This is a genomic window from Brachybacterium tyrofermentans (assembly GCF_014897585.1).
Taxonomy (GTDB): domain Bacteria; phylum Actinomycetota; class Actinomycetes; order Actinomycetales; family Dermabacteraceae; genus Brachybacterium; species Brachybacterium tyrofermentans.
The window spans coordinates 23,217-35,870 of record NZ_JABUXW010000002.1; the positions used below are offsets into that span (position 1 = coordinate 23,217).

The 12,654-nt window shown below is 70.3% G+C and carries 9 protein-coding genes; 8 read left to right on the top strand and 1 reads right to left on the bottom strand.

Annotation, left to right across the window (positions count from 1 at the left end; translation table 11 throughout):
* Window positions 1-96: 96 nt before the first annotated feature.
* From INT49_RS01320 to INT49_RS01330, 3 genes are all read left to right on the top strand, one after another.
* Window positions 97-747, top strand: a complete 651-nt coding sequence (locus INT49_RS01320; protein WP_193115923.1) for a response regulator transcription factor — start codon at window positions 97-99, stop codon at window positions 745-747.
* Between the two features lie 88 nt (window positions 748-835).
* Window positions 836-2,818, top strand: a complete 1,983-nt coding sequence (locus INT49_RS01325) for a GMC oxidoreductase (protein WP_193115924.1) — start codon at window positions 836-838, stop codon at window positions 2,816-2,818.
* Window positions 2,819-2,978: 160 nt separating this feature from the next.
* Window positions 2,979-4,553, top strand: a complete 1,575-nt coding sequence (locus INT49_RS01330; RefSeq protein ID WP_193115925.1) for a DHA2 family efflux MFS transporter permease subunit — start codon at window positions 2,979-2,981, stop codon at window positions 4,551-4,553.
* A 29-nt stretch (window positions 4,554-4,582) separates the two neighbouring features.
* On the opposite strand, the gene INT49_RS01335 is transcribed toward INT49_RS01330, so the two are convergent.
* On the bottom strand, window positions 4,583-6,112 hold the full coding sequence (locus INT49_RS01335) for a polysaccharide pyruvyl transferase family protein (protein WP_193115926.1): 1,530 nt from the start codon (window positions 6,110-6,112) through the stop codon (window positions 4,583-4,585).
* A gap of 213 nt (window positions 6,113-6,325) precedes the next feature.
* Between INT49_RS01335 and INT49_RS01340 the strand changes: the two genes are divergently transcribed.
* The 5 genes from INT49_RS01340 to INT49_RS01360 all read left to right on the top strand — a co-directional run bounded on the left by INT49_RS01340 (window position 6,326) and on the right by INT49_RS01360 (window position 12,645).
* On the top strand, window positions 6,326-6,940 hold the full coding sequence (locus INT49_RS01340) for a TetR/AcrR family transcriptional regulator (RefSeq protein ID WP_193115927.1): 615 nt from the start codon (window positions 6,326-6,328) through the stop codon (window positions 6,938-6,940).
* Window positions 6,940-8,667, top strand: a complete 1,728-nt coding sequence (locus INT49_RS01345; RefSeq protein WP_193115928.1) for an MDR family MFS transporter — start codon at window positions 6,940-6,942, stop codon at window positions 8,665-8,667. Before INT49_RS01340 ends, INT49_RS01345 begins: the two co-directional genes overlap by 1 nt.
* A gap of 70 nt (window positions 8,668-8,737) precedes the next feature.
* On the top strand, window positions 8,738-10,621 hold the full coding sequence (gene recQ, locus INT49_RS01350) for a DNA helicase RecQ (RefSeq protein WP_193115929.1): 1,884 nt from the start codon (window positions 8,738-8,740) through the stop codon (window positions 10,619-10,621).
* Between the two features lie 103 nt (window positions 10,622-10,724).
* Window positions 10,725-11,861, top strand: coding sequence for a hypothetical protein (locus INT49_RS01355; RefSeq protein ID WP_193115930.1), 1,137 nt, complete (start codon window positions 10,725-10,727; stop codon window positions 11,859-11,861).
* Window positions 11,862-11,964: 103 nt separating this feature from the next.
* On the top strand, window positions 11,965-12,645 hold the full coding sequence (locus tag INT49_RS01360; RefSeq protein ID WP_226849610.1) for an NUDIX domain-containing protein: 681 nt from the start codon (window positions 11,965-11,967) through the stop codon (window positions 12,643-12,645).
* Window positions 12,646-12,654: the final 9 nt, after the last annotated feature.

The following is a 12,654-nucleotide window of genomic DNA, read 5'->3' on the forward strand; positions in this document are numbered from 1 at the left end:
GCCGACTCTCGTGCGTACGGCGGTGTACGTCCCCTTGCGTACGCGCAGCGGCTGCTGTGCGCGGATACTGGTGCCCGAGACGAGGGAAGGACCCCGATGATCCGCGTGCTGCTGGTCGATGATCAGGATCTGGTGCGGCTGGGCCTGCGCACGCTGCTGGAGACCGAGGACGGCTTCGAAGTCGCCGGCGAGGCGGCCGACGGGCTGGCCGCCGTGGACGAGGCCGTGCGCGCCGTGCCGGATGTGGTGCTCATGGACATCCGCATGCCCGGCATCGACGGGATCGAGGCGACGCGGCGGATCGTGGCGCGTGCCGAGCTCGCCGCCGTGCGCGTGATCGTGCTGACCACCTTCGAGCGCGACGAGTACGTGTTCGAGGCGCTGCACGCCGGAGCTGCCGGCTTCCTCCTCAAGGACACCCCGCCGGCGCGGCTCCTGGAATCGATCCGCACCGTGGTCGACGGCGGGGCGCTGCTCGCCCCGAGCGTCACCCGCACCCTCATCGCCGAGTTCGTCGCCGAGCAGCGCCGACCCCTGTCCCCGCACCCGCGGATCAGTGATCTCACGGCGCGGGAGGCCGAGGTGGTGGGACTCGTGGCCCAAGGGCTGTCGAACCAGGAGATCGCCGAGCGTCTCGTGCTCAGCCCCGCCACGGCCCGCACCCACGTGAGCCGCGCGATGATCAAGCTCGGTGCCCGGGATCGCGCCCAGCTGGTGGTGTTCGCCTACCGGTCGGGGCTGGCGTGACCCGTGTCGGCAGAACCTGGCAGGCCTCGGAGACTACGGTGAGCTGACGGATCAGCTGCATCCCCTTCCCGAGAGCACCGGAGTTCCCATGCCGACCGATGGCCGCGACGAGCAGCTGCGCTCGCTCCTCACCGACGCCCTGGATCCTGCGCTGGCCCGCCCCGCTGTCCTCGAGGACATGCTCGCGTCCCTGCGGGACGCGGAGGCAGAGGGCGTCGGCTGGGGCGAGCGGATCCTGGCCGGAGCACCCGACGCCCACGCCCTCGTGGGCGATCAGCTCTACGGCCGTGGCCTCACGCCGGAGAACGTCGGCCCCGACCTCGCGCCGTACGTCGAGGCCTGGTCCGCACCCGGGACGGACCGCCAGGAGCCGCTGCTGCTCGAGCACTCCGCCTTCGCCGCCCCGGAGACGATCACCGAGCAGTACGACGCGATCGTGATCGGCTCGGGCGCCGGCGGCGGCATGGCGGCGCAGACACTCGCGCGGTCGGGCCGTCGAGTGCTCGTCGTCGAACGCGGCGACCTCCCCCGCCGCAGCGACCTGCTCATCGATCATCTGCGCACTCCTCGCTCCGGCAGCGGCCTGTTCCCGCACTCGGGTCCCGGACCGAGCGCCGAGGTGCGCGAGGCACGGATCGGCGACGGCCCCTGGCGGGACGTCGTCGCAGGCGCGGGTCTGTGGAGCAACAACGCGATGACCATCGGCGGCGGCACGCGGATGTACGGGGCGCAGGCCTGGCGGTTCGGCCCCAAGGACCTCACGATGGCCAGCACCTACGGCGTCCCCGCGGGCAGCTCCCTGGCGGACTGGCCGATCACGTACGACGAGCTCGAGCCGTACTACACGCGCGTGGAGCAGATGCTCGGCGTCAGCGGCGGCCCGTCGACCGACCCCTGGGAGGGACCGCGCAGCGCGCCGCTGCCGATGGGGCCTCTCGAGCGCTCCCCGCTCGGCGACCTGCTGGGCGGCGCGGCCGAGCGCCTGGGCTGGGGCACCCAGCCGGTGCCGCTGCTGATCAACACCCGCGAGCGCGACGGGAGGACGGCCTGCATCCGCTGCGCGCAGTGCGTGGGCGTGGACTGTCCCGTGGGGGCCCGCGCCGGCAGCCACAACACCACGCTCCCCGCGGCGCTCGCGACCGGGAACGCCCTCCTCCTCCCCTCGGCCCAGGCGGCCCGGATCCACGTCGGCCCGGGCGGCCGCGCCACGGCGGTGGACCTCGTCGGCGAGCGCGACGGCGCTCTCTGGCGGCGCACGATCCGTACCGATCTCGTGGTCCTGGCGGCCGGCGCCATCGAGAGCGCCCGTCTGCTGCTGGACAGCGCGAGCGACCGGCACCCCGGAGGGCTCGGCAACGACACCGATCAGGTGGGCCGGCATCTGCAGGGCCACGCCTACGGCGGCGCGGCGGCCCTGTTCTCGGAGCAGGTGGTGGACCTGCGCGGCCCCGGTGTGGACATCTCCACGACCGATCACCGTCACGGCAACGAGGGCATCATCGGCGGCGGGATCCTGGCCGACGAGTTCGTGCCCACCCCCGCCAGCACCCAGCGCGAGCTGCGTCAGAGCGGGCTCCTCCCCGCCGGCACCCCCGTCGGCTCGCCGCAGATCGAACGGGCGATGCTGCGACTGGGCAAGGTCGTCGGCCCCATCCAGGAGGTCACCAGCGCCGATTCCCGCGTGCAGGTGAATCGTGCCCGACGGGATCGTCTGGGCCGCTCGATCGTGCGCCTGTCCGGGAGCCTCCACGCCGAGGACCTGCGTGGACGGGATCTGCTCTCCGCCCGCGCCGCCGACTGGCTGCGCGAAGCCGGCGCGATCGACGTGCGACCGCTGGCTCCGATGGCTCTGCCCACTCCTCCCAGCGGCGGGCAGCACCAGGCGGGGACCTGCCGCATGGGCGTCGATCCGGGCACCTCGGTGGTCGGGCCCGACGGGCGGGTGTGGGGGCACGGGAACATCGTCGTGGCCGACGGATCCACGCACGTCACCAACGGCGGCGCGAACCCGGTGCTCACGATCTATGCGAACGCCCTGAGGATCAGCGAGGGGATCGTGCGGGCGGGCTGACCGGCCGATCATCTCCTGGCGGATGTCGACCGACGGGCCCGGCAACCGACCTCACCGTGTCCTGCGCGTCACGTGCAGCGCGCTGGTGCGTGCACCCCGGCGTAGCCTTCCTCCTGCGTTCCCGTCGGGGCGCCGATCCCCCTCGCGCCGAAGGCTTCGCATGTCACCGACTGAGCACAACGCCCCTGCCCCTGCCGCGACCAGCACCGACCGCGACCCACGGCTGGACCGTCCCTGGCCCGCGCTGTGGTCGATCGTGCTGGGCTTCTTCATGATCCTGGTCGACACCACCATCGTCACCGTCGCGATCCCCCGCATGCAGGCGGACCTCGGCACGGATCTGGCCTCGCTGCTGTGGGTGACCAGCGCCTATCTGCTCGCCTACGCGGTGCCGCTGCTGATCACCGGCCGCCTGGGCGACCGCTTCGGGATGAAGACGATGTACATGGCGGGCCTGGCCATGTTCACCGCCTCGAGCCTGTGGTGCGGCCTCGCCGGCAGCGTCGAGATGCTCATCGTGGCCCGCGTGGTCCAGGGGCTCGGCGCCGGCATGATGACCCCGCAGACGATGTCGATGATCACGCGCATGTTCGCCCCCAAGGACCGCGGGCAGGCGATGGCGCTGTGGGGCGCGACCGCAGGCGTCGCCACCCTGGTCGGTCCGATCGCCGGCGGGCTGCTGGTGGACGGCCCCGGCTGGGAGTGGATCTTCTTCGTGAACATCCCCGTGGGCGTCCTCGGGCTGCTGCTGGCCTGGAAGAACGTGCCCCGCTTCTCCCGGCGTGCCCACTCCTTCGACTGGCTGGGCGTGGTGCTCTCCGCCGCGGGCCTGTTCCTGCTGGTGTTCGGCATCCAGGAGGGCAACACCTACGACTGGGGCACGGTCACCGACTCCCTGCAGATCGGCCCGCTCGACACCCACGTGCCGATCAGCGTGCCCCGCCTGATCATCGCGGGCGCGCTCATCATGGTGGCGTTCATCGTGTGGCAGGCGAAGAACCGGCGCGAGCCGCTGGTGCCCCTGTCGCTGTTCCGGGACCGCAACTTCTCCGTCGCGAACATCGCGATCGCCATGATGGGCGCGACGGTGCTGACGCTGTCCTTCCCCATCACGCTCTACTTCCAGCGGGTCATGGGCATGTCCCCGACGCAGGCCGCGCTGATGACCGTGCCGATGGCGCTGGTCTCCCTCGCCTTCGCCCCGTTCGTCGGGAAGTGGATGGTCACCCGCAACCCGCGCTGGATGGCGCTGGGCGGTTTCGTCTCCCTCGCCGCCGGTCTGTTCTGGCTGTCCCGGATCATGACGCCCGACGCCTCGATCGTGCTGCTCCTGCTGCCGTTCGTGCTCGTGGGCCTCGGCAACGCCTTCATCTGGGGGCCGCTGTCGCTGACGGCGACCCGCAACCTGCCACCCTCGCTCGCGGGCGCCGGCTCCGGGGTCTACAACGAGACCCGTCAGATCGGCTCCGTGCTGGGCTCCGCCGCGATCGCGACGCTCATGAACAACCGCATCGCCGAGCGGATCGCCGAGACCATGGGCGACGCCGGGGCTCAGGCACCCGCCGCCGGCGAGGGGTCGATGTCGGCGGATCTCCCCGAGATCCTCCACGCCCCCTTCGCCTCCGCCATGGCCGATGCCATGCTGCTGCCCGTGCTGCTGTCCCTGGTCGGCGTCCTCGCCGCCTTCTTCATCGGCAAGCCCGTGGACACCGGGGCGTGGGAGAAGGACGCCTGAGGCACGCCTCGCGCAGTCGACCCCGCCGCTCAGCGGTCCTTCCGCGTCCGGGAGACGGCGTCCTTCAGCCGCGTCGGGATGCGCATCGCGCGCTGTGAACGATCCGTCGCCTCGTCGGTCAGCCGCGAGAGCGTCACGAGGCGCTTGTCCAGTCTGGCCACGCGCGCCTCGGCCTTGAGCGCACGCTGCTCCGCGCCGTCCGCGCGCCGTCGGGCATCGTCGAGGGACTGCTCGACCTCGTCGAGGCGTCGGCCGAGCTGGGCGAGCTGGTCCTGGGTCGCCTTCTGCCGCTTGGCGGCCTCGCGACGGATCGCCGCCTGCGTCTGCTTCCGGCGCATGTCCCTGTCCTGCAGCACGGCGTGCCGCTGCGTCACCTCCGGGGGCTCCCCGGTCCATGTCGGCCGCACCACGGGCTGGAACGACGTGCTCTCGATCTTTCGCTCGTAGCCCGCGAGGGCGGTCTCCTGACCCGGGTCGTAGATGTGCTCGAAGCCGTTGTCGTGGATGAAGTCGCTGAGGACGCCGAACCGTTCGGCGTGGCCGCGGTTGAACTCGGTGAAATCCGCGTGGGAGTACAGCTCCTCCACCGAACGGGGCTCGTGCTCTGCGTCGCGGATCACGTACGGGATGCCGTGGTGCTGCGCGAGCTCGAGAGTGCGCGAGTCATGGGCCAGCATCACGCTGGGGGTGCCACCGAGCACCGCGGCGATGTTGCCGTGGGCCCGCGCCCCGAAGGAGAACGCCATCTGCGACATGCGCTCGATCCATGGATAGGCATCGACGAACATCTCCGCCCGCGCCGAGGTGAACTGCGGGTGGCTCCGAGCCAGCGGCAGGCGCGGATCGGAGCCGGCGAAGGGATCGGTGGCCCAGAGCATGAGCCCGAGGGAGCCGTGCTCCTGCGCCATGTACGTGGCCCGATAGTGACGCTCCGCATCCTCGATGAGGTCCCCTCCGAAGGGGTCCTTGGTCTCGAGGTTGTACGCGATCTGCGCTCCGCGCTCGAGGGTCTCGGGCACGTCGACCTGATGCCCGGGCCCGTGCAGCGCGAGCGATGGGCAGCCGACGACGACCACGTCGTGGAATCCCAGCGAGCGCAGGTAGTCCGCCGTCCTCTCTCCCCGCACGGACAGGGCGCTGGACCCGTTCAGCACCGCCCGCGCGAAGCGCTTCACCGTCGGCTCCATAGCCTTGAGCGCCGCGGGGTCGCCGTCCATCGGGAGCTGCGCGCCACCCGAGAGCATCAGGAAGGGGATCGTCAGGCGCTCGAGGAACTCTGCGGTCCGCAGCAGCTGGCCCTCGAACTCCGGGCGGAAGGCGTTGGCCAGCGGCAGGATGAACCCGTCGTACTCATCGTTGACCGCATCGGCCATCTTCGCGGTGATGCGGTAGTAGTTGGCGTCGACCTCCGTGTCCCGGGTGGAGAAGAGCTTGTGCGCGGCGGCTCCGTAGACGAGGTTCCCGCTGTTGGTCCCGAGCAGGTTCCGGTCCAAGGTGTGGAAGGCGTCGACGACGTCGAACGGCGTCTTGCCGAGACGCATCAGGTATCGGGTGGTCATGGAATCGCTCTCTCTGGACACGGCAGGCGCACGGCCGCTGCAGGACCGACATCGCTCCTCCCCGCCGAGGCTACTGGGCCGGGCGGGGCGACAAGCGGAGTTCGGGAAGAACGACTCCGACGCCTGCCCCGACGCTCCGGCCCGCCCCACCTGTGAGGCACGAGACGCGGGAACCCCCTTGATGCGAAGTTGCATGAGTGCAAAACTGCACTGGTGCAAACAGTTGAGTCCGGTCTTCGCCAGCGGCAGCGTCTCGAGACGCTCCGTGGTCTCCACCTGGCCGCTTCCGAACTGGCTGAGGAGGGCGGCCTCGCCGCGGCGACGGTCGATGCGATCGCCGATCGTGCCGGAGTCTCCCGCCGGACGTTCTTCAACTACTTCGCCAGCAAGGAGGACGCGATCCTCGGGCTGGTCCCACCGCGCGTCCCCGACGAGGTCCTCGAGTCCTCCTTCGAGGACAGCACGGACACCGATGACCTGCGCCGTGCCGTGCACCTGCTCGTCGCCACGGCCCGCGCCTCGCGCATGACCGAGGGCGGCTACGCCCGGCGCCGGGAGCTCGTGGACCGCTTCCCCGAGTTCAACCACCGTCTCAAGCGTCAGGCGCAGGAGATCCAGGAACTCGTCCTCGATCAGCTCACCGAGCAGGACTCCCTGCTGAGCGGGCGCGTCGAGGGCCCCCTCGACAGAGCCCGCGCACTGGTCCTGATGGCCGCATCCATCATGCGTTTCGCCTACGAGAGCGATCCGCGAATCCTCGAGGAGGAGAACCTCTCCGCCTTCGACCACTCGATCTCCGTCTTCCGCTCACTCCTGAAAGAAGCCTGATGTCCACTCGCGCTGACACCCACGCGCGGCCGCACTCCCCCACCGAGGAGTCGACCCCCTCGACCAAGACGATCGTCCTGCTCTTCGTCGGCCTCATGGTGACCATGCTGATGGCCTCCCTCTCGCAGACGATCCTCTCCACCGCCCTGCCCACGATCGTGGGCCAGCTCGGCGGCGTCGAGCAGATGACCTGGGTCATCACCGGCTATATCCTCGCGTCGACCGTGATGATGCCCGTCTACGGGCGCGTCAGCGACCTGTTCGGCCGCAAGCCCGTGCTGATCGCTGCGGTGCTGCTGTTCATGATCGGCTCCGTCGTCGGCGGGCTGGGCAACAGCATGGCGCTGCTGATCATCGCCCGCATCATCCAGGGCCTCGGCGGCGGCGGGCTGATGATCCTCTCGCAGTCCGCGATCGCGGAAGTGGTCCCGGCGCGGGAGCGCGGCAAGTACATGGGCGTCATGGGCGCGGTGTTCGCCGTCTCCTCCGTCGCCGGTCCTCTGGTGGGCGGCTGGCTCACCGAGGGCCCGGGCTGGCGCTGGGCGTTCTGGCTGAACCTCCCCCTCGGCGTGCTCGCGATCGTCGCGATCGTCCTGTTCCTGCACCTGCCCGCGCCGATCCGTACTCAGCGACCGAAGATCGACTACCTCGGCATGATGCTCATCGCCGCCGCGACCGTCGCCGTCGTGCTCGTGTGCACCTGGGGCGGAAGCCAGTACGCGTGGCTCTCCCCGCAGATCATCGGGCTCCTCGCCGCCGCACTCGTGCTCGGAGCCCTCTTCGTCCGGGTCGAGGCCACGGCCTCGCAGCCCGTCATCCCGCTGGACCTCTTCAAGAACCGCAGCTTCGTGCTGGCCACCCTGGCGGGCCTGCTCACCGGCGTCGCGATGTTCGGCGTGCTCAGCTACATGCCCACCTACATCCAGATGGTCGCCGGGGTGGACGCCACCGTGGCGGGCTTGCTCATGATCCCGATGATGGGCGGCCTGCTGATCTCCTCGATCGTCTCCGGCCAGCTGGTCACCCGCACCGGCCGCTACAAGATCTTCCCCCTCATCGGCTCGGCGATCATGGCCGTCGCGCTCTATCTGATCTCCACCATGACCCTCGAGACCAGCAATGTCGTGATGTGCACGTACATCGGCATCTTCGGCATCGGCCTGGGGCTCGGCCAGCAGATCCTGATGCTGATCGTGCAGGATGCGTTCCCGGTGCGGATCCTCGGCACCGCCACCGCCTCCTTCAACTACTTCAAGCAGGTCGGCGCCACCATCGGCTCGGCGATCGTGGGCGCGGTGTTCGCCTCCCGCCTGGCGACCCTGCTCACCGAGAACCTCTCCGCGGTCGACCAGCCGTCCGGTGCCCCCGGCGGGGCGCTCAACGTGAATGGGCTGACCCCGTCCGCCGTCGCCGATATGCCCGATGCGTTCCGCATCCCGATCATCACCTCGTACAACGAGGCGCTGCTGCCGATCGTGCAGTGGCTGATCCCGGTCGCCCTGGCTGTCGTCGTGGTCATGCTGTTCGTGAAGGAGAAGGCCCTGTCGACCAGCATCGACCGCTCCGTGGACGAGTCCTCGGTGGTGGGCACCGGCGACGGGGTCGCCATCGCGGCCTCGGCGCTCACCGAAGCCACCGTCGAGGATGCCGAGCACCCGCACTGGGACGACGAGCACGAGACCGGGAACGTCTCCGGCGACCGGGTCCCGGTGTCCTCCGACAGCTGACCACCGGTCGCCGTCCACACCGATCCCGCCCGGTCCCCACCCGTCCCTGCCGACGAATACAGTGGCCACCATGGATTCTCCGCGCACCGCCGACCCGATCTCCGCCCTCCGCGAGGGCGATGCCGAGCAGACGGATGCCGCACTCCAGGTCCTCTCGACCGTCTTCGGGTACGACTCGTTCCGCGGCGAGCAGGCCGAGATCATCGAGCAGGTCGCCGGCGGCGGGGACGCCGTGGTGCTGATGCCCACCGGCGGCGGCAAGTCGCTGTGCTATCAGATCCCCGCGCTGCTGCGCAGCGGCACGGGCGTGGTCGTCTCCCCGCTGATCGCGCTCATGTCCGATCAGGTCGCCGCGCTCGAGGCCGTCGGAATCCGTGCGGCCTACCTCAACTCCACGCTCGAGCGGCACGAGGCCCAGGCCGTCGAGCAGCAGCTGCTGGCCGGCGAGATCGATCTGCTTTATATGGCGCCGGAGCGTCTTGTGCTCCCCCGCACCATCGACTTGCTGCAGCGTGCCCGGCTCTCCCTCGTCGCGATCGACGAGGCGCACTGCGTCTCCCAGTGGGGCCACGACTTCCGCCCCGACTACATGGGGCTGTCGGTGCTGGCCGACGCCTTCCCGGGCGTCCCGCGGATCGCGCTGACCGCGACGGCCACCGAGGCCACCCACCGTGAGCTCACCGAGCGTCTGCGGATGGAGGACGCGAAGCACTTCGTCTCCAGCTTCGACCGCCCCAACATCCAGTACCGGATCGAGCCCAAGGCCTCCCCGCGCGAGCAGCTGCTGAAGCTGATCACCGCGGAGCACGAGGGCGAGTCCGGCATCGTGTACTGCCTCTCGCGCAAGAGCGTCGAGACGACGGCGGCCTGGCTCTCCGAGCGCGGGATCCCGGCCCTCCCGTACCACGCGGGGCTCGACGCCCGTGTGCGCCAGGACCACCAGGAGCGGTTCCTGCGCGCCGAGGGCCTGATCATCGTGGCGACCATCGCCTTCGGCATGGGCATCGACAAGCCCGATGTGCGCTTCGTGGCGCACCTGGACCTGCCCAAGTCGATCGAGGGCTACTACCAGGAGACCGGCCGTGCGGGGCGCGACGGTCAGCCATCCACCGCGTGGATGGCCTACGGCCTGGGGGACATGGTCAGCCAGCGCAAGTTCATCGACTCCGGCGAGGGCGACGAGACCTTCAAGCGCAATGCCCGATCGCATCTGGACGCGATGCTCGCCCTGTGCGAGACGGTCTCCTGCCGGCGCGTGCAGCTGCTGCGCTACTTCGGGCAGGACTCCGAGGCGTGCGGCAACTGCGACATCTGCCTGAGCCCGCCGCAGACCTGGGACGCGACCGTGCCCGCGCAGAAGCTGCTCTCGGCCCTGATCCGGCTGGATCGCGAACGCGGCCAGAAGTTCGGTTCCGGTCAGATCATCGAGGTGCTGCTGGGGCGGGAGAACGACCGTTCCCGCCAGTCCCGGCACGAGGAGCTGAGCGTCTGGGGCATCGGGGCGGAGCTGAGCGAGAAGGAATGGCGCTCGGTGATGCGTCAGCTGATGGCACGCGGCATCGTCGATGCCGAGGGCGACTACGGAGTGCTCGTCCCGGGGTCCCATGCCGGTCCGGTGCTGCGCAGCGAGGTCACCGTCGAGCTCGCCGTGGACCGCAGCCCGGCGAAGGCCACGCGCTCGCGATCGTCGCGCAGCGGTGGCGGGGGCGGATCCCGCGCCGCCGAGGGGCTGGAGATCGCCGAGCGCGAGCGCTTCGAGGCCCTGCGCACCTGGCGCACCGAGGTGGCGAAGGAGAAGCAGATCCCGCCGTACATGGTGTTCTCCGATGCCACGCTGGTCGCGATCGTCCAGTCCCGGCCGGAGTCGACCGGTGCCCTCGCCGGCATCAGCGGGGTGGGGGCGAAGAAGCTCGCGGAGTACGGCGATGCCGTGCTGGAGGCCCTCGGCGTGTAGATCGTCCGACACACGGCGGTCTCGATCCGGCATCGTTACCGGTACCAGAACCCGATCCGGATATCCTGAGCACTTCCGTCAGCGAAGTTCCAGGAGCTCCCCCGTGTCCCAGCCCCCCGCCTCCCCCATGCCCCAGTACGGCGGCCCGATGTCCACCCCGCCGTCGTCCCCGATGCCGCCCCCTCCGCCGCCGAAGAAGAAGCGCACCGGCCTGATCATCGGCATCATCGCGGGCGCGCTCTTCCTGATCGTCGCGGTGATCGTGGTGATCGCCCTGATCATCTTCTTCGCCGTGCGCAACGGTGGCGGCGGCGACACCACGGGCGGCGGCGGGGGCGGGGACAAGGCCGCGACGCCGGAGGAGCAGGCCACGACCCTGGTCACCGACTACATGGATGCCCTGGTCGCCGGGGACTCCGCCGCAGCTTTCGAGCTCGCGGCCGATCCGAGCGGGAGCGACGAGGTGCTGCCCGCGGCGGCCTATGACGCGGCACTCGCGGCCGCACCGATCGCCGACGTCGTCGTGGAGGCCCCCGCGATGGAGCCCGAGGGCATCGACGGCACCGTGCCGGTGTCGTTCACCGTGGGCGGCGAGGCGACCACCTACGACTTCACCGTGAGCGACTACGACTCCGACGAGGTCTTCGAGCTGGATTCCCCCATGTGGTCCACCTACACACCGGATTCCCTGGCCGGGCTCGGTGCCACGATCAACGGCGAGGAGCTGCCCACGGATGTCAGCCTCGCGATGCTGCCGGGGTCCTATGAGATCTCCTTCGGGGTGGAGGGCTTCGCCCCCTCGGTCACCGATCCGATGGTGTACACCGACTACGACACCGACGTCGAGTGGCCCGAGGCGACGCTGACCGACGACGGCCTGGCCACCTTCCGCGCCGCGGTGCAGAAGTCGGTCGATGCCTGCATCGCCCAGGACACCCTGAAGGCCGGCTGCGGCATCGGCGAGCTGCCGGCCACGACCGATGACGGCTACACGCTCACCGACGGCACGGTGAAGCGGTCCCTCCCCGAGGACAGCCAGCGCACCATCGACAAGATGACGGCGACGCCCAGCTACGACGAACCCACCTTCGTCGAGGGCGAGTACATCGGCAGCATCGACACGACGATGGACTGCGAGAAGGACGGCAAGAAGGGCACCTGCGAGATGTGGATGGGCGGCGGTCTCGGCACCCCCTCCGTGGACATGGCAGATCCCGAGCATCCCGTCACCTGGAGCTGATCCGGAGCGGGACGGAACGACCTCGGAGCGGACCAGCACCTCGTGATGGTCCGCTCCGCTGTTCCCCGCTCCGTCCGTCGTACCCCTGCGGCACACTGAGCGCATGACCCTCGAACCCTCCGACGACGCCGTTCCCGCGGAATTCCGCGAGCATCGCTGGCAGCGCGGCACCTGCCCACGCTGCGGCGGCGGCCAGGTGCTCCACCGCGTCATCGGCATGCCCGTGCCCGGGGCCATGGAGTCGTCCCCGTCCTGGGTGGTCTGGGCGGGCTGCACGGGCCTCGGCCCGGATCGAGAGTGCGGTGGCTGCGGCCACTCCTGGTGGGCTCACGACGTGGGCTTCGCCGACGACGAGGAGGAGCCCGAGGACCCGGCACCCCTGCGGGTGGTCGGCGCGGTGATCGTGCGCGACGACCGGTTCCTCGCCGCCCGGCGCCGCCCCGGGAAGAGCGCCGGCGGTCGCTGGGAGTTCCCCGGCGGCAAGATCGAACCGGGCGAGTCCCCGCAGCAGGCCCTGATCCGGGAGCTCCGCGAAGAGCTCGGCGTCGAGGTCACGGTGGGATGGCTGCTCGGCCGCGGGGAGGCCGATGCCGGTGACCGCGACCTCCATCTCGACTGCTATTGGACCCGCCTGGACCACGACGGCCCGCTCGCCAGCACCGACCACGATCGGCTCGAGTGGGTCACCCGTGATCAGCTGGCGACCAGGGACTGGGCCGACGCCGATGTCCCCGTCGTCGCCCAGATCCTCGAGGGTGCCGAGCCGCGATTCGATCGCCGCTGACCGTGAGGC

What these genes read in the sequence shown, in the direction of transcription:
- recQ (WP_193115929.1), top strand. Translation starts at nt 8,738, where the DNA reads ATGGATTCTCCGCGCACCGCCGACCCGATCTCCGCCCTCCGCGAGGGC.
- INT49_RS01360 (WP_226849610.1), top strand. Translation starts at nt 11,965, where the DNA reads ATGACCCTCGAACCCTCCGACGACGCCGTTCCCGCGGAATTCCGCGAG.
- INT49_RS01320 (WP_193115923.1), top strand. Translation starts at nt 97, where the DNA reads ATGATCCGCGTGCTGCTGGTCGATGATCAGGATCTGGTGCGGCTGGGC.
- INT49_RS01330 (WP_193115925.1), top strand. Translation starts at nt 2,979, where the DNA reads ATGTCACCGACTGAGCACAACGCCCCTGCCCCTGCCGCGACCAGCACC.
- INT49_RS01325 (WP_193115924.1), top strand. Translation starts at nt 836, where the DNA reads ATGCCGACCGATGGCCGCGACGAGCAGCTGCGCTCGCTCCTCACCGAC.
- INT49_RS01335 (WP_193115926.1), bottom strand. Translation starts at nt 6,112, where the DNA reads ATGACCACCCGATACCTGATGCGTCTCGGCAAGACGCCGTTCGACGTC.
- INT49_RS01345 (WP_193115928.1), top strand. Translation starts at nt 6,940, where the DNA reads ATGTCCACTCGCGCTGACACCCACGCGCGGCCGCACTCCCCCACCGAG.